Raw genomic sequence first — 22,758 nt, 5'->3', positions numbered from 1 at the left:
GCTCATATTTGTCTTCCTCTTGTCCTGATTACTTCAACTGGCAGATGTCGAGCTTGTACATGTCGGTGTAGTCGAGGTTCTCGCCGCCCATGCCCCAGATGAAGGTGTAGTTCGAAGTGCCTGCGCCAGTATGGATCGACCACGGCGGGCAGATCACCGCCTCGCCGTCGGCGATGACGATGTGGCGTGACTTGTCTGGTTCGCCCATGATGTGGAAGACGCGGTCGTCTTCGCCCAGGCCGAAATAGAGGTAGGCTTCCGAACGGCGGTCGTGAATGTGCGGCGGCATGGTGTTCCACACCGAGCCCGACTTGAGCACCGTCACGCCCAACAGCAACTGGCAAGACCTCACCTTGGCGGGAACGATGTATTGATAGATGGTCCGTTCGTTGGAGGTCTCCAGCGACCCCATTTCCAGCGGCACAGCCTCCTCGATCGAAATCTTGGTCAAGTCGTAGCGGGCGTGGGCCGGCGTGGCGACCAGATAGAATTTCGCGGCCTCGGCGGGGTTATTCGAGGCGAAGCTGACGTCGCTCGATCCCATCGGCACATACAGGCCGTCACGGAAGCCCAGTTTGACGGTCTCGCCATCCACCGTGATCGAACCGGCGCCGCCGATATTGACTACGCCCAGTTCACGGGCCTGCAGGAATGGCGCACCGGCAAGCGACGGAGGTTCCGAATGCGTCGGCAGGCTCAGCGCGGTCTCGGCCGGCGTGGCGCCGCCGATGATCATCCGCTCATGGTGGGAATAGTTCAGGCTGATCCTGCCTGAAACGAACAGATCCTGAATCAGATAGCGATCGCGCAGCTGTTGGTTCGAGGCCCCATCCATCATGTCGGGATGGGTGGCCTGATAGACTTTGTCGTACATGGGGTCGTACATGCCGGTCTCCCTGCGGACCCGCAGCGCGAGCCACCGAAACGGATCTAACGCCCGTCCTTCTGTGGACTAGGTAACCGGTGTCATATTATGATGCAATCGATTAGACCAACGCCGCCGACATATGTCGGCATCGCCTCGCCACCGTCTTAAGGATTTCCCCATGAAGATCGCTCTCATCATCGAAAACAGCCAGGCCGCCAAAAGCGAGACGGTGCATGGCGCTCTGGCCGCCATTGCCGAACCCCTGGGCCATGAAGTCTTCCACTATGGAATGTATGCGGCCGAGGACAAGGCCTCGCTGACCTACGTCATGAACGGCGTCCTGACCGGCATCCTGTTGAACTCCGGCGCGGCCGATTTCGTCGTCACCGGCTGCGGAACCGGCATGGGCTCCATGCTGGCGTGCAACAGCATGCCCGGCGTCTTCTGCGGTCTGGTGATCGACCCCACCGACGCCTTCCTGTTCGGCCAGATCAACGACGGCAACGCCATCTCGATGCCTTATGCCAAAGGCTTCGGCTGGGCTGCAGAACTGAATTTGCAGGACGTCTATCGCAAGCTGTTCGAAGGCGAGCGCGGCCTGGGCTACCCCAAGGAGCGCGCCGAAATCATGCGCAAGAATCGCGGCGTGCTCAGCGACCTGAAGGCCGTGACTTGCCACGACATGCTGACGGTTCTGAAGACGATGGATCAGGATTTGCTGAAGGCCGCCATCGCCGGCGAGAAGTTCCAGGACTACTTCTTCGCCAATGCCACCGACGAAGGCATTCGCGATTATCTGAAGGGCGTTCTCGCCGCCAAGCCTGCGCTCGAAACAGCCTGAGGCAGACAGGTCGGCGCGCGATCACGCGCGCCGACCCTACTCAGACTGCCGGAATTGCCGACTTGCGCACCACCAGGGCCGGTCGAACTTCGGGCTGCTGCATCTTGGTCGGATCGACGCCCCGCATCGGCGCTAGCAGCTTTTCGGCCGCCATCCGTCCCATGTCTCGGATCGGCAGGCGCACCGACGTCAGGTTGGGCCAAACCCGCGCCGCCATCGGCAAGTCATCGAAGCCGACGACGGACAGGTCGCGCGGCAGCTCAAGGCCGCGATCTCGCGCCGCCTGCATCACCCCGATGGCCATGTCATCATTTAGGGTGAAGATCGCGGTCGGTGGCGTTTCCAGCGCCAAGAGGGCGTGTCCCGCCTCCACGCCTGATTCGAACGTATAGGCGCCTTTGAAATCGTAAGCCGGATCCAGCGGGATCCCACGCTCGGCCAGAGCGTCCAGAAACCCCTTGCCACGCACGGCCGACGACCGGAACAGGTCCGGCCCGCGCACCAGACCGATTCGCTCGTGTCCCAGTTCGGCCAAATGCGCCGCAGCCTCAGCCGCGCCGATCCAGTCATTGGTGACCACCATCGCCTGAGGTTCATCCAACGCTACCGAGGCGATGCGGACATAGGGGCAGTCGAGATCGCGCAGCAGGTCGATGACCTGTTCGTCCTCGGATACCGAAGGCGGCATGATGACGCCGTACAGACGTTGGCGCTCGACGAAGCCCCTGATGTCTTCCAGCAGGGTAGGGGAGTTGCGATTGCAAGGATGGACGACCAGTTCCAGGCCGGAACCCTTCAGCGCATCCAGCACGCCTTGCTGCATGTTCACGACATAGGTCGGGCTCGGGTTATCGTAGATCAGACCGACCAGGAACGAACGCCTGAAAGCCAGGCCGCGCGCCTGTGGATCAGGCGTGAAACCCAGAGCCTTGATGACGGCGTTGACCTTTTCGCGCGTGTCTTCCTTAACGAACGGCGACTGATTGATGACCCGCGAGACAGTCTTCTTGGAGACCTGCGCCTCACGGGCGACATCGTTGATGGTTGCCCGCTTGCCCGGCTTGCCGGATCGCGGATCGTCTTGAGCCAAGGTTCGGCTCCTTCCCTGTGTGCAGCTTGAAGGCATAGCCGCGACTCGCGGCCGACGCCATGGGGCTCAATCAAAGCGCATTGACACCGGTTTCCTTCGTCGCTCTTATCGAAGCCTATTCACGAGGCGACACCTTTGACTTCGACCCCCTCACTTGCCAGCCAGGACGACGCGCTGTCGGCCGACCCGGCAGCGATCGCACAGCAGTTCGTCGCCGCGCGTCTGGCGGCGCGCAACACGCCAGACTATCCGGGCGTGATTCCCCAGAGCATGGCCGAATCCTACGCCATTCAGGACGTCGCGATCGGCCTGTTTCCCGATGAGGTCGTGGGCTGGAAGGTGGGCGGCGTCCCGCCAGAGCAGCAGCCCAAGCTGGGGATCCATCGTCTGGCCGGCGCCATTTTCGCGCGCAACGTCTGGCCGGCGCCCGGCGACACGGTCGTTCCTTTGCCCGAAATCGAGGGCGGGTTCGCAGCGGTGGAAGCGGAGTTCATTGCTCGGATCGGCGTCGACGCCGATCCTGCAAAGACCGACTGGACCATCGAAGAAGCAACGGACGCCGTGGACAAGGTGTTCATCGGCGTCGAGCTGGCCGGCAGTCCGCTTTCGACGATCAACGACCTGGGATCAGCCGTGGTCGCCTCCGATTTCGGCAACAATGGCGGACTCATGATCGGTCCCGAGGTCGATAACTGGCGCGAGCGTCTGGACGGCATTGCGGTCGAGACGGTGATCAATGGCGCCAGCGTCGGCACGGGCGGGTCGCAGTCCCTCGCGGGCGGGGCGATGGAATCCGTGCGGTTTCTGCTGGAACATTGCGTACGCTGGGGCCGTCCGTTGAAGGCGGGCACGCTGGTCTCAACGGGCGCTGTCACCGGCGTTCACCGTGTCCACGCGGGCGACGAGGCCGTGTGCATCTTCAAGGGTATCGCAGAACTTCACTGTTCGGTCGTCAGGGCCGAAGCCCAGTAACATCATCGGACGTCTACCCCGCCGCCGTTCAGGGACGGAAAAGAGCAGGGACGCGTCGAGGAATATTCAGGAACGGGTTTTCATAACCATGTCAGACGCTTCCGCCGCGCCGCCGATCCAGATCAAGGCGCCATCTCCCGGCAAGTATCGCTGGATCATTATGTGGCTGCTGTTCGCGGCCATGGTAATCAACTACGTCGATCGTCAAATGATCGGCTTCCTCAAGCCGACCCTTTCGGCCGAATTCGGTTGGTCCGAAACAGACTATGCCGACATCGTCTTCTGGTTCCAGGCGTCCTATGCCGTGGCCTACCTGTTGTGGGGCCGGATCATGGACCGGATCGGCGCGCGTTGGGGGCTGGGGATCGCCTTCGGCATCTGGCAGATCGGCCATATCATGCACGGTGCGGCGCGAGATCTGTCGCACTTCATGATGGCGCGGATGGTCCTTGGCGTCGGTGAGGCCGGCGGTTTCCCTGGCGGGATCAAGGCGGTCGCAGAGTGGTTTCCCAAGAAGGAACGCGCCTTCGCCACGGGCCTGTTCAACGCCGGCACCAATATCGGCGCCATTGTCACCCCTCTGATCGTGCCGGGCCTCGTGCTGGCCTTCGGCTGGCAGATGGCCTTCGTTATCACCGGGGCCTTGGGCCTGATCTGGCTGCCGATCTGGCTCTTGGTCTATCGCAAGCCGCGCGAGCAGAAGAAGCTGTCAGCGGCTGAGCTGGCCTATATCGAGCAGGACCCGGCCGACGTTGTCGAAAAGGTCAAATGGACCAAACTGCTGACGGTCAAGGAAACCTGGGCCTACGCTCTGGGCAAGTTCCTGATCGATCCGATCTGGTGGATGTTCCTGTTCTGGCTGCCGGACTTCCTCGGCAAGACCTATGGGCTGGACCTGAAGACCTTCGGCCCGCCGCTGGTCGCCATCTATCTGCTGTCCGACATCGGGTCGGTTGGCGGGGGCTGGCTTTCGTCGCGCTTCATGCACAGGGGTATGAGCATCAACAAGGCCCGCAAGATCACCATGTTGATCTGCGCCCTGTGCGCTGTGCCGGTGGCCTTCGCGGCCGAGGCGTCAAACCTTTGGGTCGCGGTCGGTATTATCGGACTGGCGACGGCCGCGCACCAGGGCTTCTCGGCCAATCTCTATGCGCTGCCGGGCGATGTTTTCCCCCGCTCGGCCGTGGGATCGGTCGTCGGCATCGGCGGAATGCTGGGCGCCATCGGCGGCATGGCGATGGCGAAATACGCTGGATACGTCCTGGAGAAGATCGGCACCTATACGCCCATCTTCATCGTGGCGGCCTCGGCCTATCTGATCGCGCTTCTGGTCATTCACCTGATCACGCCGAAATACGAACTGGCCAAGGTCTGACGAACGGCTGCGTGGCTCAGCGCCGCGACGTCATCAAGGATTGCGGCCGGGCGAGCGATCGTCCGGCCGCTGTCTTTTCAGGAAGCGAGAACGATGATGGATGTGCAACGCAGGACGCTTTTAGGTCTGGCGATGGGGGCCGTAGTCGGCGCATCCGGGGCGAGGGCGCAGACAGTGGCGGATGGCGGCCTCGCCGGTCCGGCCGACCCAACCGAGATCATCCGCCTGTGGCCCGACGGCGCGCCGGGCGGGCAGGGTGTGACCGTCACGCCGGTCGTACCAGAGCGGTCGACCGATCCCGCCTTCCACGACCGTTACGCCCAGTATACGACCGATCCGATCCTGACCGTCTTTCGCCCCGAGCGGCCGAACGGTTCGGCGATGCTTCTTATCCCCGGCGGCGGCTATCGCTGGGCTGTGCTGGACAAGGAAGGGTATGACGTCGCGCGCGTGTTTGCCGCCAGCGGCACGACCTGTTTCGTCCTGCGCTATCGCCTGCCGGCTGACGGCTGGGCGGCCGGGGCCGACGCACCCCTGCAGGACGCCCAGCGTGCGATCCGGCTGATCCGCAGCCGCGCCGCTGACTATGCTGTCGATCCGCAAAAGATCGCCGTGCTGGGCGCCTCGGCTGGCGGCCATCTGGCGGGGCTGGCCAGCGCCCGGACGGACGCGACCTATGAACCGGTCGATGCCGCCGATAGCGCACCCCTGCGACTCGATCTGACCGTTCTGATGTATCCGGTCGCGACCATGGCGGACCCGTACGTCCACGCCGGATCGCGGACGCACCTGCTGGGCGAGACGCCGTCGGCCGAGCGGATCGCGGCCTATTCTCTGGAGCAGATGGAGTGGCGCAATGCAGCGCCCGTCTTCCTGCTGCACGCCATGGACGACGCGGCCGTGCCGGTCGAGAACAGCCTGCAACTGCTGACAACGCTCAAAGCCGCCGCTGTCCCAACCGAGGCGCATCTGTTCCGGGAAGGCGGCCACGGTTTCGGCGTCCGTCTGATCCACGGCAAGCCCGCCCAGGTCTGGCCCGATCTGGTTCGCGCCTGGGCCGCCCGCCTGGATTTCCCGCTCTAGGTTCCCGGTTGGATATAGGGAATGGCCGCGAAGAAAGCCCGCTCGTCCCCGCGCGGATCGTCGACCATGCGCGGCTGGACATCCATCAACATCGTCTGGCGACGGGGCAGCTCATAGCGGTCCCAGCGCGGCAGCCCGGCATGGTTGGGATCGCCGTCGCGGGCCAGGGCGATGAAGGCATCGCTCATCCGGTCCGACATGATTTGCGCGCCCGGCCCGCGCGTCCGTGAGCCCGTCGCCTCGACATTGTCGAACACCAACGGAATGTCGGCGGTATGGAAGGCGCCCTTGCGACCCGAGGCCAACTCGCCAGGGAAGTCGAGTTGATAGACCCAGGCCGGTGCGCTGGCCTTGGCCCGTTCTTCGGCCTCGATAACCGCGCCGCGCCAAGACCGCCCCGCCGTCGTCGCGGCGATCAGCACCTGGTCGGGCGACCATTCGGGATGCATGGTGCGATAGCCGGCGATCACGGCTTCCGGCGTGATGTCGATCCGCATGACGCCGGGCGACAGTCGCGCCGCTAGGGTGTCCCATGTCAGCCCGACATTCTTGGGATCGTTGCCCATGAAGCCCAAGGTCTCTTCGCGCGTGTTGCCGATGATCATGGGGATTGCCCGGCCCAGCGGCGCCGCATCGGGATAAAAAGGGTGGCGGGGCAGGGTGCGGAAATCCAGCACCGGCCCGAAATACAGACCGCCGAAGCCGAGGATCGGATCCTCGGCGCTTTGCGCTTCGAGCAGCCGCTCGACAGGCATCGTCGCCGCTTCGGCCGCCCGATCCGGTGTCAGGCCCAGAGCCTTCAGCCATGTCGTGGCTCGCGTCGTGGCGTTGATCGGCCCGGACGCGGTCACCTGCTGACCGCTCATGGTCGCGGCGCGGTGGAACAGACCTTGCGCCGCTGGCGTCGCCATCAGGGTGGCGATCTTTGCGCCCCCGCCGGACTGACCGAACAGCATCACCCTGGACGGATCGCCGCCGAACGCCGCGATATTGTCCCGTACCCACTGCAGCGCCAGAATCAGATCCAACTGGCCGACGTTGCCCGAATCTTCTAACCCCTGCGCCAGTCGCGCCAGATAGGCATAGCCGAAGACATTCAGCCGGTGGTTCAGCGTCACCACCACGACATCGCCGCGCGCCGCCAGACGCGTGCCGTCATACAGCGGGTCCGATCCCGATCCGCTGGAATAGGCGCCGCCGTGGATATAGACCATCACCGGTCGCCGACCCGCGTCGGTCCCCGGTGTCCAGACGTTCAGAAACAGGCAGTCTTCGCTTTGATTCGGCTCATCGCCGCGCTGCGGACTGGCCGCGCCATAATGTGTTGCACGAACCGGGTCGCGCCAAGGCGTCGGCTTTTCTGGCGGTTGAAACCGCCGCGTCGGAGCTCCATATCGCACGCCTCTGAAGACGCTAATCCCGTCCTGTCGTAGACCGATGACCGTCCCCGCGGTGGTCATCACGCGATTTGGCGCCGTCGCCGCAAGAACGCCGGAGGGCGCCGAAAGCAGACCTGCGGTCGCCAAGCTGCTCAGCAGCGCCTTACGTCGCGTGATCATCGGTCGTCGCCCATCTGCCATCCAACGAGAGCGACCATGACACCGGTATCATGATCATTCAATGCGCGATGCCTGCGAGGTCGAGATGCAGGCGTAGACACCCGACGACAAAGGCCGAAGCCTCGTTTCGATGATGTTGGAACTTGGCCTAGGCCTTCGTCAGGCCGATGGCGGAGAGGGTGGGATTCGAACCCACGGTACCCTTCCAGGCACGCCGCATTTCGAGTGCGGTACATTCGACCACTCTGCCACCTCTCCGCGGCGCCGATATCGCTTGGTCGAGCGAGGGGCTTCTCTAGTCGGAGCCGCAGCGCTTCGCAACCCGTCTGTGAAAGAAATCCGACGCTATCTTTGCGCGGGCAAAGACAGGCCCGGCGCGGCGCCGGTCTGGGCGTCCACGCCCTTGAATCGAAACAGTTCGGCGGGTCGGCCGCCTGTGGTCGAAGAGAGCTGTCCTGTGGGTTCGACCAGCCCAGTGCGCTCCACGCCGCGCCGGAAATTCTGTTTGTGCAGGCTGAGGCCCGAGACGGCCTCGGCGCCCGCCTGGAGTTCAGACAGGGTGAAGACGCCAGGCGTCAGATCAAACAGGACCGGGCGGTATTTCAACTTGCTGCGCAGGCGGCCGAGCGCGGTCGCCAGGATGCGCCGGTGATCCGAGGACATGATGCGGCCCGGCATGGGCTGCGTGGGCGACAGGTCGGCGTCGCGCCATGCCTCGGCGACCAGACGCGCCTCGTAGAGGAGTTCATAGCGCTCCAGGACCCGCTCCTCGTTCCAGCGGTGATCGGGCGTCAGGGCGAATAGGGCGCGGGCACGGGCCAGGCGGTGCTCGTCGCCATCGGCCCAAGCGTGCAGACCTTCCGTAATTCGTGCATCATGACCGCCGCGCCGATCTTCCCAGGGAAAGAACTCGAACACGGCGTCCCAGCGGGCGTCGTGGGTCTGGCCTTCCGCGGCGTCGGGCGTCAGGGCCAGATAGCCGACGGAGACCTCTCTGTGCCGGCCAGGGCCGGGCGTCGCACGGGGCGAGGCGCGGCCCGCGTCGCCGAAGGTGTAGAGCTGTTCGACGAAGCCGAGCCGAAACCCGGTCTGGGCGGTCACGAAATCCCGCAGGGCGCGCTCGAAGGTGCGGTCGCGCACGGGATCAAACGGCCCGAAGGGCAGGGCCCGCGAACCGTCCTCGGTCGGGGTCGTCAGGACGACGGCCTGCCGGTCTTTCAAGGTCATCACGACCGCCGACAGACCGATGCGAACGCCATCCTCCGCCCCCTGGGTCATCGTGTTATTCCGTGTGCCATGCGTCGTCGGCGGGGATCAGGCCGACAGCGCCAGCCAGGACACGGTAGCGTTCCAGATAACGGGCCTGGGCGACCGGCGCGGGTTGAGGTTCGATCGTCAGGCTGTAACCCTTGGGCGGGCTGCCGAAGAAGCCCAGCGATTCCTTTTCGGTGAAACCCGCCAACTGCGTCGCCTCGAAGAAGGCGCAGGCCTTGTCGGCCTTCTTGATCAGGGTCTTGATCGTTTGCGGCGTCTTGGGCGGCAGGCCGTAGCGCAGATGGATCGCGGCTTCCAGCTTGGCCTCGAAATCCTTATAACCGGCTCCGAGCGCCGCCTTAAACGGCGAGATCATGTCCCCGATGACGTATTCCGAGGCGTCATGCAGCAGGGCGGCCAGACGCCATTTCGGATCCAGGCCGGGCTTGATGTGGGCGGCGATCTCTTCGACCACGCACGAATGCTGGGCGACCGAGAAGGCGTGCTCGCCGATGGTCTGACCGTTCCAGCGCGCGACGCGCGCCAGGCCGTGGGCGATGTCCTCGATCTCGATGTCGAACGGCGACGGGTCCAGCAGATCCAGGCGACGACCGGACAGCATGCGCTGCCAGGCGCGGGGGGCGTTCTTCTTGGTGGGGCGCTCGGCCAAATCGCGTGTCCTGATCGCTTGTCGGCTGGTCAGGTGACGCAAAGACGCGCCGGGATCAAGCGGGAGGGACCAGACGGCGCAGGAAATCGCCGCGTCAGCGCCCGACGTTCAGTGTGACCAGTTCCTTGGCGTCGTCGAAAATGCCGTCGTTTCGGCGATCCTTGGACCTGACCACGGCGATGACGATCGGACCGCCGCTGGGCCCGCGCGCCTCGAAGCCGACCTGGCGCCAGCCCGCATCGCCGGGCTGATCGTCAGCCAGGATATAGGTCATGCGCGTCGCCGCGCCCGGCGCACGGGTGCGCACGCGCGTGGAGTTGTCGTTGGCGTCTACGCTGACCATCGAGGTTTCGGTGCGGACGTTTTGTCCGTCCTTGGACTGTATGTTGATGCCGCCGATGCGGACGCTGGCATTATCGCCCTGGGTCTCGATCTTCAGGCCCGGCAGGCGGACTGAGGCGTCCTCGCCGCGCGTCTTTATGTCGACCCCAGGCGCCTGGACGGAAGTCGTATCGCCTGCCTCGATCGATGGCGGAGGCGGCGGCGCATCGCCTGCGCCCGGGGCCAAGCGCGCGACCGTATGGGGCAGATCGGTGCTGGCGCGCGCTTCGAAGTCCCGCAGGACGTCATCGACGGAGCGACCGTCCAGCTTGACCAGATGCAGCACGACGTCGGCGCCCTTGGGGCCGCCATAGACGCAGTTCGCGCCGCCCGCCGCCGCCAGGCCCTTTCGCGTCAGAACGCCAAGATTGTCGGGGCATTGCAGGGCGTCGATCACCTTTAATACGCCTGCGCCCTGATCGTCGCTGGACGAGGTGGTGGTGATGCGGACGGAGTTGTCGCCGTCGCAGGCGGCCAGGCTGGCGCTGAGGGCTAGATAAAGCAGGATATGACGCATGGTCGAACCTCTCTTGGCCTCCATTCTGCCCGCTGCGGCCGCGTGATCCAGTGAAATCGCGGTAATCACAGGGTCAGCCGCCGGGGCGCGAGCCTTCGCGGCGGTTCAGGAAGGCCAGACGTTCGAACAGATGCACGTCCTGCTCGTTCTTGAGCAGCGCGCCATGCAGCGGCGGGATCAGCTTGTTTGGCGTCTTCTCACGCAGGGTCTCAGCATCGATATCCTCGACCAGCAGCAGCTTCAGCCAATCCAGAAGCTCCGAGGTTGACGGCTTCTTCTTCAGGCCCGGCGTGTCGCGGATTTCGTAGAAGGTCTTCAGCGCCTCGGACACCAGGCGCGGTTTGATGCCGGGGAAGTGCACGTCGACGATCGCGGACAGGGTCTCGGCGTCGGGGAAGCGAATGAAGTGGAAGAAGCAGCGCCGCAGGAAGGCGTCGGGCAGTTCCTTCTCGTTGTTGGAGGTGATGATGACGATGGGACGAACTTCGGCGCGGATCGTCTCGTCCGTTTCCTGGACGTAGAATTCCATCCGATCCAGTTCCTGAAGCAGGTCGTTCGGGAACTCGATGTCGGCCTTGTCGATCTCGTCGATCAGCAGGACGGGACGGGCAGGGGCGGTAAAGGCCTCCCACAGCTTGCCCTTCTTCAGGTAGTTGCGGACGTCATGCACGCGTTCCTCGCCCAACTGGCTGTCACGCAGGCGGCTGACGGCGTCGTACTCATAAAGGCCGTTATGGGCCTTAGTCGTGGATTTGACGTGCCAGGTGATCAACGGCGCATCGAAGGCCTTGGCGATCTCATAGGCCAGGACCGTCTTGCCTGTGCCGGGCTCGCCCTTGATCAGCAGGGGACGCTCCAGTGCGACCGCGGCATTCACCGCGACCTTGAGGTCGCTCGTGGCGATATAACGGTCCGTGCCTTCGAAACGGTTCATAGAAAAACCCACTCCGTGTTTCCACGGAGTGGGTTAGCGGATCACTTGCGTCGTGAACAGCGATCAGGTGATGCGCTTGGCCGAGACTGGATCGCTGGCGGGAAAGGTCTCTTCCAAGCCTTCATCGACCAGCGCTTCTTGGCGGCTTTCGGACTTGTCGATCTTGTCGAGCTGGTCCGGCACGCCGTCCTGCGAGGTCGTGCGCTTGGCGTGCGGGGCGTCGGGCGACGCGTCGTGACGGGCTTTGTCGTCGGTCATGTCGTTCTCTCCTTATCGCGCCGGAGCGTCTTGATCGCCGTCCGGGCCGTATCCCAGGTCCGTGATGTCGTCATCCGAGAGCCGTTTGGCCTCCCAATGGGCGGCGCTGGCCTGCGCGCCGCGTTCGTTTTCCATCAGGCCCGAATAGACGAGCTCGACTTCGTCTGGTGCTGACGCAGGCCCGCCTTCGGCGTCGATCTGATCGCGGTTTTCGCCATCGACGCCCAACAGGGCGTCGGCTTCGCGTTCGATACCGTCGAGCGCCAACTGGTCGTCGAGATCGATCTCGGCGTCCTCGTCAAAATCCTCGTCGTCGGCGTCGCCATCGGCCTGGGTCACGTCCAGCACCTGGTCGGCTTCATCCAGCAGAAATTCGCCGTCGCCCTCGTCGTCCAGATGGGTTTCGTCGAACGTCTCAGACTGTTCCTGATCGTCCTGATAGTCGTTGTCCGGCATGGTCGTCTCCTCTTCGACAAGCCAACGCAACGGCGACGATACGCGTTCCAGCGGATCGATCTCACAAGGGATGGTTAACCGATGCCGGGGTAGGGTCTGATTCACTCGGAGCTGTCGTGCGCGACCGGCTCGACCACGACTGGAGTACGGTCCTCAATGGCCTTGAAGCTGTCGCTGAAACCCGGCGAAAAGTTCGTTCTGAATGGCGCCGTGGTCCAGAACGGCGATCGTCGCGGCGTGCTGATCCTTCAAAATCGCGCCAGCGTCCTGCGCGAGAAGGACATCATGCAGGCTGAGGACGTCACCACGCCCGCACGCCGCATCTATTTCCCGATCATGATGATGTATCTGGACGAGAGTTCGGCGTCGAAGTTCTTCGACGAACTCGCTCTGCGGATCACCGAATTCATGGGCGCGACGCAGAACCCGGACATCCTGGCCGAATGCGTCTCGGCCTCGCGTCATGTGCTGGCGCGCGAATACTACAAGGCCCTGATGTCGGCGCGTAAGATTGTCGAGTATGAAGAGAGAGTGCTGAATGTCGCTTCAGGCCTACACAGCGGCGACAGCGAGGGCTGAGAGCCCGCGCGACCTGGAGTACCGTCTGTTCGGTCAGGTCACGCGCGCTCTGGTTCACGCCTCGACCGTCGACGAATCCGACATCGCCACCCGTATCGACGCGCTGGACTGGAACCGGCGCCTCTGGTCGACGCTGGCCGGCGAGTGCAGCGATGCAGGCAACGCCCTGGGCGCTCCGATGCGCGCGCAGATCATTTCACTGAGCCTGTTCATCAATCGCCATTCCTCGGCGATCATGCGGGGCGAAGAGAGCTTTCAGGATCTGATCGATATCAATCGCATGATCATGCAGGGCCTGTCCGGCGGGGCGTCGCCGACGCAGTAAACCGGCACGCGTTCACGAAAGCGCGAAGCCCATTGGCGCAAGGCGTTGAGCAGTCTTATGTTTCACCTCCCTGTTCAACAGTCGAAAGGAGGTGATCCAGTGTCTCATTGTCATCAATCGCGAGCGGCGACCGCGACCCTGGTCCTCGGAGAGGGCCTGGTCTGAGCCTTTCAGACTGAGTTGCGGCCGGACCGTTCACGGTCAGGCAATGAAGGGTCGTCGGGGAAACCCGGCGGCCCTTTTTGTCGCAGTCAGTGCAGCAGTTTGGCGAACCAGCCGGTCACGTGCTGGGCCACCTCAACTACCGTCGCCCAGATCAGGAACAGATAAAGAGCGCTGGCTGCGGTGGCGACGACGCCGAGCAGGATGGCGACCCCGTCGCGCTGCATCATGCCCAGGGCGAACAGAACCAGGGCGATGCCGGGCAGGGCGTCTCCAAACGGGATGGGCAAGGCCATGATCAGGGCCAGCACCACGCAGACCAAGCCTGTGAAGGTGTCGGCGACATCGCCGGTCAGCAGCGGCAGGCGAGGGCGGGTCAAGCGTTCGATGGCGCGGACCATCTTCAGGACGCTCAGGCCATTCGGGCGTCTGCGAACGGCGCGCCTCACGCCGTCGGAAAAGATGTAGCGGCGCCCGGCGATCCGCACCTTTGCCGACAGCACCCAGCGACGCAGCCAGGAAGGGGCTGCGAACGGCGTGGCGATCAAGGACGTGTAGGCGGCGCGGGACACCGAGGCCTTCAACATCCAGCGCGGCAGCCACACGCTCTGTCTCTGGAAGGCCAGTTCCAGAGACATCAGGATGATCGGCACGGCGAAGACCGCCTTGCCGCCGGGCGGCCAGGGCAGGAGCGCCAGCAGCGACAGGATCAGGATCATGGCCCCGAATCCGCGCTCGCCGAACGAAGCGACCAGTTCGGCCATGGTCAGCTTGGGTTCGTGGGCGTGGCCGAGATCTTCAAGGACGTCGGAGAACCGCCGCAGGTCGTCGTTCGGGGGCGGTTGGGCGGGCATCAGGCGGGGCGCTCGGCTGGAGATTGCGCCCATCTAGGCGGTCGGCGCGCGGATCGCCACTTACAGAACGGACAGGCGATCAGATAAATCGACTGTGTCTCAGTCCTGCACGTGGTCAGGTTTGCCCTTGCGCTTGGTCTTCGCCAAGTCTTCCAGCTGCTTTTCCGTCATGGACTCGACCATGGACCTGGACGCGCCCTTCAGCTTCGACTTCGGCGTGTCGCCACGCTTGGCCGACAGGGCGGCGCCGGCGGCCTTTTGCTGAGCGGCGGATTTGGCGGGCATGGGCTGTCTCCTCGCGAGAAAAAAATCGTCAGCCGCCCAGCAGTTCCCGTCCAATCAGGAAGCGGCGGATCTCGTTGGTGCCGGCGCCGATGTCATAGAGTTTGGCGTCACGGACCAGCCGTTCGACCGGCCATTCCTTTGTGTAGCCGGCGCCGCCCAAGGCCTGAACGGCCTCCATCGTCACCTTCACCGCATTTTCGGACGCCAGCAGGATCGCACCCGCCGCGTCGTAGCGCGTGGTCAGGCCGGCGTCGCAGGCGCGAGCGACCGAATAGACATAGGCGCGGGCGCTGTTCAGGGCGACATACATGTCGGCGATCTTGCCCTGCATCAGCTGGAACGAGCCGATCGGCTTGCCGAACTGCTTGCGGTCGCGGACGTAGGGCAGAACCACATCCAGCGCGGCCTGCATGATGCCGAGCGGACCGGCGGCCAGAACGGCGCGCTCATAATCCAGGCCGCTCATCAGCACGCCGGCGCCGCCACCCAGCGGGCCCATGATGTTCTCTTCAGGCACTTCGCAGTCCTCAAACACCAGTTCGGCGGTGTCCGAGCCGCGCATGCCCATCTTGTCCAGCTTCTTGGAGACGCTGAAACCCTTCATGCCCTTTTCGATCAGGAAGGCGGTGCAACCCTTTGATCCGGCGTCCGGATCGGTCTTGACATAGACGACCAGTGTGTCGGCGTGAGGGGCGTTGGTGATCCAAAACTTGGTACCGTTCAGGACGTAACGATCGCCCTTCTTTTCGGCGCGGGTGCGCATCGACATGACGTCGGAGCCTGACCCGGCCTCGGACATGGCCAGCGAGCCGACATGTTCGCCGCTGATCAGCTTGGGCAGATATTTCTGCTTCTGCTCGGGCGTGCCCCAGCGCCGAATCTGATTAACGCACAGGTTGGAGTGGGCGCCGTAGCTCAGGCCGATCGAGGCCGAGGCGCGCGACACTTCCTCCATGGCGACGACATGTTCGAGATAGCCCAAGCCAAGGCCGCCGAACTCTTCTTCGACGGTGATTCCATGCAGGCCCAATTCGCCCATCTCGGGCCAGAGTTCGCGTTTGAACTCGTTCTTTTCGTCGATCTCGGCGGCCAGCGGGGCCAGGCGATCGGCGGCCCAGCGGGCGGTGGTGTCGCGAATGGCGTCGGCGTTATCGCCAAGGCCGAATTCCATGGATTGGGGCGCGAAGGGAATGCTCATGCGCTAGGGCGTAGCATCGCGCACGGCCTTTCGCCAAGCGCTGTCAGACGCGGTCAGCCCGTCCCCAGCGCCGATAGCAGTTGTAGCCCGACACCCCGAGGCAGGCGGCGGCGACCAGGATCAGGACCCAGGCGACCGTGGCGGTGTCGTTGCTGTTCGATATCGACGCGCGGCGAAAGGCGGCCATGGCGACGCCGAGGCACAGGGCGCCTAGGCCGCCCATGATGACGAAGGTCAGGGTTTCCCCCAGGCCCGAGCGCCGCCTGGCCCGAGCGCGGGCCACGACCTCACGCGTGCTCAGCACGTCTTCGCTGGATGCCGTGTCACCCTCAATGGCCGGTGCGGCGGCGCTGTCGCCGGACGTGGCTTCGGCCAGTCCCGGCGCGGTCAGCACCACGCTGGTCTTTTGCGCATCGGCGAAGCCCGACGGCGTCTCAGGCTGTTTGGCCTCAACCGGCGCGTGGATGTCGTTGGCCGCGATGATCGGCGCAGCGACGGAGACGGTCTCCGATTGCCCGGTCAACGGCACGACGTCCGGGAGCGCACCGACAGCCGTCGCGGCATAGACGGCGTGCGGCTGAGGCGCGGTGGTCGCTTGAGCCAGCGCTGCGCCGTCTTGCGCCGGGAAGGGAGCGACGGCTTCATCCAGGGCGCCGTCGACGGCGGGGAGGGTCGGTTCATCCGTCTCGAAAGGAGACGGCAGGGGCGCGGCCAAAAGATCCGCCAAGGTAACCGGCGCGCCGGGTGCGGCGTTGAACAGCGCGTGTTCAGCGGAACGACGACGGGTTGGCGTCTCTGCGGCGGCTTCATCGGCCCAGGCGCTCAAAGACGCCGACGCCTGCCGGGCAGACCCCGCATTCAACTGTTCGACCACGTCGGAGGCGGCAAACCTGTCAGCGCCGATGGAAAAGGCGAAACTGGCCAGGGCGTCGAACTGATGCTGGTTGAGGGGAACGCGGACATGATCGGTCACGGCCTGCACGACCGGGATCAGGTCGTATTGCATAAGCAGTTCGGCCTCGGCCTCGGACACCCTCGCGCCCTCGCGGGCCGACTGGGTGTGGCCATAGCCGATGACCCAGCGACCGTCGCTGCGCTGCATGGCCCGAGGCCGGAAGCCTTCGAAACTCTTGATCAGCAGGACGCCCTCGCGGGACACCTTGCTGGGTTTGGGGAGGACGTCAGACACAGTTGACCCAATTGGAAACAGGCGCGCGGCGCTCGCATCGCTCCCAGCAAGGGCCGCGCCGGATCGTCCGCGTCGTGTCTAGAGCAGCACCAGTGTGGCCAGACCAAGGAAGATCAAGAAGCCGAAGAAGTCGGTGGTCGCCGTGACGAACACGGCCGAGGACACGGCCGGGTCGAACTTCAGCTTGGACAGGGTCAGGGGCGTCAGGACCCCGATCGAAGCGGCGACTAGCAGGTTCAGGATCATGGCCGCGCCGATCACCAGGCCGATCTTCCAGTCTTCGTCCCGGAACCAGAAGCCGGCCGCGATGCCGATCAGGGGGGCCAGGATCAGGCCGTTGGCCAGGCCGACCATCATTTCACGCCAGAAGGTGCGCGGGGCGTTCGAGCTGTTCAGCTCGCGCGTCGCCAAGGCGCGCACAGTCACGGTCAGGGCCTGGGTGCCGGCGTTGCCGCCGATGGCCGAGACGATCGGCATCAGCACGGCGAGGGCGACGATCTGCTGGATGGTGGCCTCGAACAGGCCGATGACGCTGGCGCCCAGCGCCGCCGTCGCCAGATTGATCGCCAGCCAGGGCACGCGACCGCGCACGATCTCGGGCACGGACGAACCGCGGTCCTCGTCGGCGACACCGGCCAGACGCAGGATGTCCTCGCGGTTCTCTTCCTGAATGATGTTGACGATGTCATCGACGGTGATCTGACCCACCAGCCGACCGGCCGCGTCCACGACGGGTGCCGAGATCAGGTGGTATTTCTCGAAGATGTAGGCGACTTCTTCCTGGTCCTGATCGACGGCGATCTCGTTGATCGGCTCCATCAGATCGGTCAGGGCGACGGTGCGGGCGGCCCGCAGCAGGCCGCTGATCGGCACGCCGCCGACCGGACGGTTCAGCGGATCGACGACATAGATGTCGAAGAACAGCTCTGGCAGGTCGTCGCCCTGTTTGCGGATGTGGTCGATGGTGTCGCCCACGCTCCAGAACTGGGGCGCGGCCATCACCTCGCGCTGCATCAGGCGGCCGGCGGACTCTTCCGCATAGCCCAAGCTGCTTTCGATGGCGGCGCGATCGACTTCGGGCATGGCGGCCAGAACGCGTTCGCGCTGGTCGTCTTCCAGGTCTTCGACGACGGCGGCGGCGTCGTCGGAATCCAGTTCCTGCAGCGCCTCGGCCAGGGTGCCGTGCGGGACCCGCTCCAGCACCTCTTCGCGGATATTGTCGTCCAGCTCGGGCAGGGTTTCTGCCAGAAGCTCCGGCGGCAACCACAGCACGACGACGGCGCGGTGTTCCGCCGTCAGAAAGCCCATCAGGTCGGCGACGTCGGCCGGGTGCAGGTCTTCCAGAAGAGAGCGCAGCCGCATCCCGTCGCCGTCGTCGGCGGCGTCCACGACTTTCTCGACGAATTGCGGGGTGAGGACATAGTCCTCGTCCAGGGCGGCGTGGTCTTCGTTATCGAGCGTCTCGTCTGGAGCAAAGGCGGTGTCCGTGGTGCTCACGTGGTCGCCTCCCTTGGTAGAATGTCCAGCCGTACTTAGCCGATGAATCGCCCTGTTTAGCCAGATGGTGCGGTCGAGAAGACTCGAACTTCCACGGGTTGCCCCACAGCGACCTCAACGCTGCGCGTCTACCAATTCCGCCACGACCGCTCGCATCGGAGCGGCGGCGAATAGACGAAGCCGTTGGAAAAGGAAAGGGGCGAATTCAGTGGCGAGTGACGAGTGGTCAGTGGCGAGGAGATCAAAGCGATTCTAAGCGACGTCGCGACCATGGTTTGGCGACGGAAAGCACAATGCGTTCACTCGCCACTCGTCACTCGCCCCTCGTCACTGACTGATCAGGCCGACCCGGCCATGAAGTCGTACACGTCCGCTTGGCGGGTGACGGTGATGGCGATACGGTCGTCGCGGATCTCGATTTCGCCGCGCGCGACAGGATAGTTGTTGGCCAGGATCCAGACCTCGTCGCCCTCTGCAGCGTCCAGGGGAATCACCGCGCCGCGACCCATGCGCAGCAGTTGCGACATCGGCAGCACCGAGCGACCCAGCACGACTGAGATTTCGACATCGACGGCGTTGATCTGGGTCACGTAAAGCTCTCTTCACTGGAGGGCCGTCTCTTGCAGAAACGCCCTGGCGACCACATTGAAGCGTCATGCTTGCTGAGCCGTTAAGCCCGTCCCTTCAGAAACTGCGTCTCGACGATGGCCGACCGGTCGAATGGGCCGTGTCGAAAGGCTACGTCGACTATGCGGCCGCGGAGGCTTTCATGGAGGCGCGCGTCGCCGCCATTGCGGCCGGCGAGGCGAATGAGATGGTCTGGTTGCTGGAACATCCGCCGCTCTACACAGCCGGCGTCTCGGCCAAGGACGACGACCTTCTGGATGCCGGCCGGTTTCCGGTGCATCGCACGGGGCGAGGTGGACAGTTTACCTATCACGGCCCGGGACAGCGCGTAGCCTATGTGATGCTGGACCTGAATCGGCGCGGCAAGGACGTCCGGTGTTTCGTGCGCGGGCTTGAGTTGTGGCTGATCGGCGCCCTGGATACGTTCGGTGTCAAGGCCGACATCCGGCCGGGGCGCGTGGGCGTGTGGGTCGAGCGCAAGGGGGCGGGCTGGTCTCGCGAGGACAAGATCGCCGCCATCGGCGTCAAGGTCCGCAAATGGGTCAGCTTCCATGGAATCAGCCTGAACGTGGAGCCGGATCTGGATCATTTCGGCGGCATCGTCCCCTGCGGCATTCAGGAACACGGCGTCACCAGCCTGGTCGATCTCGGCGTTCTGGCGACGATGGACGAGGCGGACGAAGCCTTGAGGCCCAGCTTCGATCGGATCTTCGGCGCAGCGGTCGAGGCGCAGGCGCCGCTTTGACGCGCGCCGCATCGCCGCAGCCCATGTGACAATCGGGCGAAATCCCGCGCGGCGGGGTTGGCAAGCGCCGGACGCATGGGGTTTAACCTTTCCCACGAGCTTGAAATCAAAGGCCGCAGGAAACCCCATGAACCGAATGATCGCCGCCGCATCGGCCGCCGTTCTGTCGCTGACCGTCGCCGCCGGCGCCGCTGTCGCGCAGGATTTTCGCGCTCTGGCGCAGCAAGACCTCCAAGCCGCGCATGACGCCCTGGCCGCCAACCACCCCGCCGCCGTGATTCCCGGCGCGCCCAGCGAAGCGTTTCGCAGCTGGATCGATGCCGGCCTGACCGATGCGCAAGGCAAGGTCGGACGCGTGAACAGCGGCGACAGCCACGCCTATCTGATGCGCTACTACGCCAACGGCTTCCGCGATTCGAACATCGCGATTCGCCCGACCTATGAAGGCCTTGGCCCCTTCTTCGCGACCAGCTGGCCGGGTGTGACCACGGCGTGGCGCAACGGCGAATATGTCGTCTCCTACGTGAAGCCCGGCGTTCGCAACGTGCCGCCGCTCGGCGCGACCCTGGTCAAATGCGGCGACAAGACCGCCGCTCAGTTGGCCGAAGAGCGGCTGGACCGCTGGGAAGGCGACCTCACGACGGAAGCCGGACGTGTCCGCACCGCCCCCTATCTGCTGTGGAACCGCAATAACCCGTTCACCGGCGGCGTTCCGTCGCTGTGCACCTTTAAGGTCGGGCGTCGCGATCGTGACTTCCAGATGCAGCCCCAGCCGGCCGACGCCGCCAGCCTGGAAGCCGCCTATCGCGCCACCGTCTATACGCCGGGCGCCAATCCGTTGTCGGTCGAGACGGTCGACGGCCGTCCGTGGATCAACGTTCACACCCTGGCTGACGACGCCGGATGGGACGCCTTCTACGCCGCTGTCGAAGCCCAACTGCCCGCCATTCGCGGCGCGCAGGGTCTGGTCATCGATCTGCGCGGCGCAAACGGCGCTTCGCTGAATGCGACGGGCAAGGGCTATGGGCTGGCCAACCGCATCTGGACGCCGGATTTCACCGTCAGCCGTCAGCCTGAAGCCGGCTCGATCACCTACCGCGCCACGCCCGCGAACCGTCAGTGGTTCGCCGACACCCTAGCGCGCATGCAGGCCGATCCGCGCTTCGTCGCCGAATCCGGCCCGGTGATCGAACAGACCCAGGCAATCGTCGCCGCCTTCGATTCGGCCCTGGCCGCCAATCAGCCGACCTTCACCATGCCGGGCCGTCCTTCGGTGGCGGACACGGGCGCAGCAAACCCTGTGGCGGGTCCGGTCGTGGTCCTGGTCGACAGCGGCTGCACTAGCGGGTGCCTGGATACGCTGGACCTGCTGACGCGCCTGCCGAACGTGCGCCTGGCCGGATCAGTGACCGCCGAGGACTCGATCTTCATCGAGCCGACTGTGCTGCGCCTGCCTTCGAACTATGCCGAGCTGACCTATGGTCATAAGGCCTGGACGACGCGTCAGCGCGGCAACGATGGGCCCTTCACCCCGGCGCAGGGCCTTGCCTATACCGGCTCTGCGACGGACGAAGCGGCCGTGCGCGCCTGGGTGGGCATGCTGTTCCAATAAGGAACGGTCGGTCGAATGAACGAGGGGCGGGCAGGGGGTGGAACCCTTGGCCCGCCCTTCTTATTTGCAGTCCATGACCGATATCGCCCAAACCTCCAAAACCCTTTGTTCGCCGTCGGGCTATGACCTGGCCCCGCCGAACGCCGAAGAACGCGCCCGGCTCGAAGCCGATCTGAATCCTGAGGAAAAGCGCGTCCTGCTGTCTCATGGCACGGAGGCCCCGTTCTGCGGCACTTTGCTGGGTGAGAAGCGAGCCGGCGTGTTCTGCTGCCGCGAATGCGGCTTGCCCTTGTTCAAGAGCGGAACGAAGTTCGAAAGCGGCACCGGCTGGCCCAGCTTCACCCAACCGGTCGATGAAGCGCACGTCCACGCGATCCGCGACACCAGCTACGGCATGATCCGGATCGAGACCCAATGCGCCAGGTGCGGCAGCCACCAGGGTCACGTCTTCCCCGACGGCCCGCCGCCGACCGGAAACCGCTATTGCATCAACTCGGTCGCGCTCAGTTTCGTAGCCGAGGGCGACGCCTTGCCGGACCCCCTGAACCGCGGCGACGGCATCGCCTGACCTTGGCCTCAATCGCTGTGCTAGGATGATGTCGAACGGAGGTGGCCTATGCTGATCGCAAGTCTCTTGGCGGGTGTGGCTTTGGCGGCGTCGGACGGTGATCCGGACGGCGTGGTGACGACGGCGCCGACAAACGCGCCCACCCTGGCCCAGGCCCTGGCGGCGGCGCCTGAGGCGTCGTTGACTGCGCCGACGGCTCAGGACGCCGCCCCACACGGCATGACCACCGAACAGCAGATCCAGAACTGGATCAGCGCGCGCACGCCCGGCGCCAGCTTTGACGAAAGCGCAGAGCCGGGCGCGCCGGCCGAGCGCAAGATGCATGGCATGGTCGAGGCCGGGATCGGCACCGGCGGCTATCGCAGCTATGGCGCGGCGGTTTCCTTGCCCGTCGGCGAGAACGGCCGCCTGGACCTAGCCTACCGCGAAGGCCGCAATGAACCTTGGGGATATGGCTACGGCGGCTATGGTCTGCGCGGACCGGGCTTCTACTCGCCTTATGGCGGCGGCTGGCGCGGTCGAGGCTATGGGGCCGACACCACGACCAAGTCGATGTCTATGGGGTTCAGCTGGAGCAAGGACGGGGACGCGAATGACCGCGATCCCTATCGCCGCGGCCTGTACGGCTACGACTGAAGGCTTTTTTGTCCGATCTGGAAATCAAAAAGGCCCGGCGAAAGCCGGGCCTTTTCAAGTCTCAGATGGTGCCGCCGGGGGGAATCGAACCCACGACCTCAGCCTTACCAAGGATGCGCTCTACCACTGAGCTACGGCGGCCCCGACTGAGGAAGCGGCCGTATAGCCAAACCCTTCCGGGGAGGGAAGCGGCTTTTTGACGATCTGAAAGAAAGTTTGGACA

At 64.6% G+C, this 22,758-nt stretch carries 25 protein-coding genes and 3 tRNA genes; 10 read left to right on the top strand and 18 right to left on the bottom strand.

Going from position 1 to position 22,758, the window contains the following annotated elements; genetic code table 11:
* Positions 1 to 28 precede the first annotated feature (28 nt).
* A complete protein-coding gene (kduI, locus tag RT123_RS11905) occupies positions 29 to 874 on the bottom strand; it encodes a 5-dehydro-4-deoxy-D-glucuronate isomerase (protein WP_313009339.1) in 846 nt (281 codons plus the stop codon).
* A 172-nt stretch (positions 875 to 1,046) separates the two neighbouring features.
* On the opposite strand from kduI, the gene RT123_RS11900 reads away from it, so the two are divergent.
* On the top strand, positions 1,047 to 1,709 hold the full coding sequence (locus tag RT123_RS11900) for an RpiB/LacA/LacB family sugar-phosphate isomerase (RefSeq protein WP_313009335.1): 663 nt from the start codon (positions 1,047 to 1,049) through the stop codon (positions 1,707 to 1,709).
* 40 nt (positions 1,710 to 1,749) lie between these two features.
* Here the strand turns inward: RT123_RS11900 and RT123_RS11895 are convergent, their stop codons facing one another.
* Complete coding sequence (locus tag RT123_RS11895) at positions 1,750 to 2,799, bottom strand: LacI family DNA-binding transcriptional regulator (protein WP_313009334.1); 1,050 nt, start codon at positions 2,797 to 2,799, stop codon at positions 1,750 to 1,752.
* Positions 2,800 to 2,934: 135 nt separating this feature from the next.
* Between RT123_RS11895 and RT123_RS11890 the strand changes: the two genes are divergently transcribed.
* The 3 genes from RT123_RS11890 to RT123_RS11880 all read left to right on the top strand — a co-directional run bounded on the left by RT123_RS11890 (position 2,935) and on the right by RT123_RS11880 (position 6,229).
* Positions 2,935 to 3,771: a fumarylacetoacetate hydrolase family protein gene (locus RT123_RS11890; protein WP_313009332.1), complete on the top strand. Its 837-nt coding sequence runs from the start codon at positions 2,935 to 2,937 to the stop codon at positions 3,769 to 3,771.
* A gap of 88 nt (positions 3,772 to 3,859) precedes the next feature.
* The gene (locus tag RT123_RS11885) at positions 3,860 to 5,146 is read left to right on the top strand and encodes an MFS transporter (RefSeq protein ID WP_313009331.1); all 1,287 of its coding nucleotides are present in this window, start codon (positions 3,860 to 3,862) and stop codon (positions 5,144 to 5,146) included.
* Positions 5,147 to 5,278: 132 nt separating this feature from the next.
* Positions 5,279 to 6,229: an alpha/beta hydrolase gene (locus RT123_RS11880; RefSeq protein ID WP_313009330.1), complete on the top strand. Its 951-nt coding sequence runs from the start codon at positions 5,279 to 5,281 to the stop codon at positions 6,227 to 6,229.
* Here the strand turns inward: RT123_RS11880 and RT123_RS11875 are convergent.
* The 8 genes from RT123_RS11875 to RT123_RS11840 all read right to left on the bottom strand — a co-directional run bounded on the left by RT123_RS11875 (position 6,226) and on the right by RT123_RS11840 (position 12,258).
* Positions 6,226 to 7,689: a carboxylesterase/lipase family protein gene (locus tag RT123_RS11875; RefSeq protein WP_313009329.1), complete on the bottom strand. Its 1,464-nt coding sequence runs from the start codon at positions 7,687 to 7,689 to the stop codon at positions 6,226 to 6,228. The genes RT123_RS11880 and RT123_RS11875 overlap by 4 nt on opposite strands.
* Positions 7,690 to 7,956: 267 nt before the next feature.
* Positions 7,957 to 8,046: transfer RNA gene (locus RT123_RS11870), tRNA-Ser, on the bottom strand.
* An 87-nt stretch (positions 8,047 to 8,133) separates the two neighbouring features.
* A complete protein-coding gene (locus RT123_RS11865; protein ID WP_313009328.1) occupies positions 8,134 to 9,066 on the bottom strand; it encodes an NrtR DNA-binding winged helix domain-containing protein in 933 nt (310 codons plus the stop codon).
* Positions 9,067 to 9,070: 4 nt separating this feature from the next.
* Complete coding sequence (locus tag RT123_RS11860; protein ID WP_409514908.1) at positions 9,071 to 9,712, bottom strand: YfbR-like 5'-deoxynucleotidase; 642 nt, start codon at positions 9,710 to 9,712, stop codon at positions 9,071 to 9,073.
* A 94-nt stretch (positions 9,713 to 9,806) separates the two neighbouring features.
* Positions 9,807 to 10,610, bottom strand: coding sequence for a methyltransferase type 11 (locus RT123_RS11855; protein ID WP_313009327.1), 804 nt, complete (start codon positions 10,608 to 10,610; stop codon positions 9,807 to 9,809).
* Positions 10,611 to 10,683: 73 nt separating this feature from the next.
* Positions 10,684 to 11,544: a MoxR family ATPase gene (locus RT123_RS11850; protein WP_313009325.1), complete on the bottom strand. Its 861-nt coding sequence runs from the start codon at positions 11,542 to 11,544 to the stop codon at positions 10,684 to 10,686.
* Between the two features lie 63 nt (positions 11,545 to 11,607).
* Entirely contained in the window at positions 11,608 to 11,802 is a 195-nt protein-coding gene (locus tag RT123_RS11845) for a hypothetical protein (protein ID WP_137721467.1), read from the bottom strand.
* Positions 11,803 to 11,814: 12 nt separating this feature from the next.
* Positions 11,815 to 12,258, bottom strand: a complete 444-nt coding sequence (locus RT123_RS11840) for a hypothetical protein (protein WP_045811348.1) — start codon at positions 12,256 to 12,258, stop codon at positions 11,815 to 11,817.
* Between the two features lie 156 nt (positions 12,259 to 12,414).
* Here RT123_RS11840 and flbT point away from each other — a divergent pair, with 156 nt between their 5' ends.
* Together flbT and flaF are read left to right on the top strand one after the other, a co-directional pair.
* Positions 12,415 to 12,837, top strand: coding sequence for a flagellar biosynthesis repressor FlbT (flbT, locus tag RT123_RS11835; RefSeq protein ID WP_045811316.1), 423 nt, complete (start codon positions 12,415 to 12,417; stop codon positions 12,835 to 12,837).
* Positions 12,797 to 13,162 carry a flagellar biosynthesis regulator FlaF gene (flaF, locus tag RT123_RS11830; RefSeq protein WP_055808591.1) on the top strand — a complete coding sequence of 122 codons (366 nt, stop codon included), beginning with the start codon at positions 12,797 to 12,799 and terminating at the stop codon, positions 13,160 to 13,162. The genes flbT and flaF overlap by 41 nt, the downstream gene beginning before the upstream one ends.
* A 251-nt stretch (positions 13,163 to 13,413) precedes the next feature.
* On the opposite strand, the gene RT123_RS11825 is transcribed toward flaF, so the two are convergent.
* From RT123_RS11825 to RT123_RS11795, 7 genes are all read right to left on the bottom strand, one after another.
* Positions 13,414 to 14,178, bottom strand: a complete 765-nt coding sequence (locus tag RT123_RS11825) for an exopolysaccharide biosynthesis protein (RefSeq protein WP_313009322.1) — start codon at positions 14,176 to 14,178, stop codon at positions 13,414 to 13,416.
* Between the two features lie 99 nt (positions 14,179 to 14,277).
* Complete coding sequence (locus RT123_RS11820; RefSeq protein WP_313009321.1) at positions 14,278 to 14,463, bottom strand: DUF3008 family protein; 186 nt, start codon at positions 14,461 to 14,463, stop codon at positions 14,278 to 14,280.
* A gap of 28 nt (positions 14,464 to 14,491) precedes the next feature.
* Entirely contained in the window at positions 14,492 to 15,661 is a 1,170-nt protein-coding gene (locus RT123_RS11815; RefSeq protein WP_313009319.1) for an isovaleryl-CoA dehydrogenase, read from the bottom strand.
* 43 nt (positions 15,662 to 15,704) lie between these two features.
* Positions 15,705 to 16,850, bottom strand: coding sequence for a glycoside hydrolase family protein (locus tag RT123_RS11810; protein ID WP_313009317.1), 1,146 nt, complete (start codon positions 16,848 to 16,850; stop codon positions 15,705 to 15,707).
* 78 nt (positions 16,851 to 16,928) lie between these two features.
* Positions 16,929 to 18,347, bottom strand: a complete 1,419-nt coding sequence (gene mgtE, locus RT123_RS11805; protein ID WP_066551775.1) for a magnesium transporter — start codon at positions 18,345 to 18,347, stop codon at positions 16,929 to 16,931.
* Positions 18,348 to 18,412: 65 nt separating this feature from the next.
* Positions 18,413 to 18,497: transfer RNA gene (locus tag RT123_RS11800), tRNA-Leu, on the bottom strand.
* Positions 18,498 to 18,685: 188 nt separating this feature from the next.
* Complete coding sequence (locus tag RT123_RS11795) at positions 18,686 to 18,937, bottom strand: FliM/FliN family flagellar motor switch protein (protein ID WP_017505209.1); 252 nt, start codon at positions 18,935 to 18,937, stop codon at positions 18,686 to 18,688.
* Between the two features lie 65 nt (positions 18,938 to 19,002).
* Between RT123_RS11795 and lipB the strand changes: the two genes are divergently transcribed.
* The 4 genes from lipB to RT123_RS11775 all read left to right on the top strand — a co-directional run bounded on the left by lipB (position 19,003) and on the right by RT123_RS11775 (position 22,535).
* The gene (gene lipB / locus RT123_RS11790) at positions 19,003 to 19,719 is read left to right on the top strand and encodes a lipoyl(octanoyl) transferase LipB (protein ID WP_313009314.1); all 717 of its coding nucleotides are present in this window, start codon (positions 19,003 to 19,005) and stop codon (positions 19,717 to 19,719) included.
* A 127-nt stretch (positions 19,720 to 19,846) separates the two neighbouring features.
* On the top strand, positions 19,847 to 21,331 hold the full coding sequence (locus RT123_RS11785) for a hypothetical protein (protein WP_313009312.1): 1,485 nt from the start codon (positions 19,847 to 19,849) through the stop codon (positions 21,329 to 21,331).
* A 73-nt stretch (positions 21,332 to 21,404) separates the two neighbouring features.
* Positions 21,405 to 21,899, top strand: a complete 495-nt coding sequence (gene msrB / locus RT123_RS11780; RefSeq protein ID WP_313009310.1) for a peptide-methionine (R)-S-oxide reductase MsrB — start codon at positions 21,405 to 21,407, stop codon at positions 21,897 to 21,899.
* 48 nt (positions 21,900 to 21,947) lie between these two features.
* On the top strand, positions 21,948 to 22,535 hold the full coding sequence (locus RT123_RS11775; RefSeq protein WP_197458482.1) for a hypothetical protein: 588 nt from the start codon (positions 21,948 to 21,950) through the stop codon (positions 22,533 to 22,535).
* Positions 22,536 to 22,601: 66 nt separating this feature from the next.
* Here RT123_RS11775 and RT123_RS11770 read toward each other — a convergent pair.
* Positions 22,602 to 22,676, bottom strand: a tRNA-Thr gene (locus tag RT123_RS11770).
* Between the last annotated feature and the right edge of the window lie 82 nt (positions 22,677 to 22,758).

The sequence above is a fragment of the Brevundimonas vesicularis genome, from assembly GCF_032067225.1.
Taxonomy (GTDB): Bacteria; Pseudomonadota; Alphaproteobacteria; order Caulobacterales; family Caulobacteraceae; genus Brevundimonas; species Brevundimonas vesicularis_F.
Note: the sequence above shows the minus strand (reverse complement) of the source record. Positions and strands in the feature narration are given on the sequence as shown.

Bases quoted from the DNA above. Each gene is read 5' to 3' on its own strand.
- RT123_RS11900 (WP_313009335.1), top strand. From the start codon at position 1,047: ATGAAGATCGCTCTCATCATCGAAAACAGCCAGGCCGCCAAAAGCGAG.
- RT123_RS11820 (WP_313009321.1), bottom strand. From the start codon at position 14,463: ATGCCCGCCAAATCCGCCGCTCAGCAAAAGGCCGCCGGCGCCGCCCTG.
- RT123_RS11875 (WP_313009329.1), bottom strand. From the start codon at position 7,689: ATGACCACCGCGGGGACGGTCATCGGTCTACGACAGGACGGGATTAGC.
- lipB (WP_313009314.1), top strand. From the start codon at position 19,003: ATGCTTGCTGAGCCGTTAAGCCCGTCCCTTCAGAAACTGCGTCTCGAC.
- msrB (WP_313009310.1), top strand. From the start codon at position 21,405: ATGACCGATATCGCCCAAACCTCCAAAACCCTTTGTTCGCCGTCGGGC.
- RT123_RS11775 (WP_197458482.1), top strand. From the start codon at position 21,948: ATGCTGATCGCAAGTCTCTTGGCGGGTGTGGCTTTGGCGGCGTCGGAC.
- RT123_RS11850 (WP_313009325.1), bottom strand. From the start codon at position 11,544: ATGAACCGTTTCGAAGGCACGGACCGTTATATCGCCACGAGCGACCTC.
- kduI (WP_313009339.1), bottom strand. From the start codon at position 874: ATGTACGACAAAGTCTATCAGGCCACCCATCCCGACATGATGGATGGG.
- RT123_RS11785 (WP_313009312.1), top strand. From the start codon at position 19,847: ATGAACCGAATGATCGCCGCCGCATCGGCCGCCGTTCTGTCGCTGACC.
- RT123_RS11825 (WP_313009322.1), bottom strand. From the start codon at position 14,178: ATGCCCGCCCAACCGCCCCCGAACGACGACCTGCGGCGGTTCTCCGAC.
- flbT (WP_045811316.1), top strand. From the start codon at position 12,415: ATGGCCTTGAAGCTGTCGCTGAAACCCGGCGAAAAGTTCGTTCTGAAT.
- RT123_RS11855 (WP_313009327.1), bottom strand. From the start codon at position 10,610: ATGCGTCATATCCTGCTTTATCTAGCCCTCAGCGCCAGCCTGGCCGCC.
- RT123_RS11815 (WP_313009319.1), bottom strand. From the start codon at position 15,661: ATGAGCATTCCCTTCGCGCCCCAATCCATGGAATTCGGCCTTGGCGAT.
- RT123_RS11880 (WP_313009330.1), top strand. From the start codon at position 5,279: ATGGGGGCCGTAGTCGGCGCATCCGGGGCGAGGGCGCAGACAGTGGCG.
- RT123_RS11885 (WP_313009331.1), top strand. From the start codon at position 3,860: ATGTCAGACGCTTCCGCCGCGCCGCCGATCCAGATCAAGGCGCCATCT.
- RT123_RS11840 (WP_045811348.1), bottom strand. From the start codon at position 12,258: ATGCCGGACAACGACTATCAGGACGATCAGGAACAGTCTGAGACGTTC.
- flaF (WP_055808591.1), top strand. From the start codon at position 12,797: ATGTCGCTTCAGGCCTACACAGCGGCGACAGCGAGGGCTGAGAGCCCG.
- RT123_RS11865 (WP_313009328.1), bottom strand. From the start codon at position 9,066: ATGACCCAGGGGGCGGAGGATGGCGTTCGCATCGGTCTGTCGGCGGTC.
- RT123_RS11845 (WP_137721467.1), bottom strand. From the start codon at position 11,802: ATGACCGACGACAAAGCCCGTCACGACGCGTCGCCCGACGCCCCGCAC.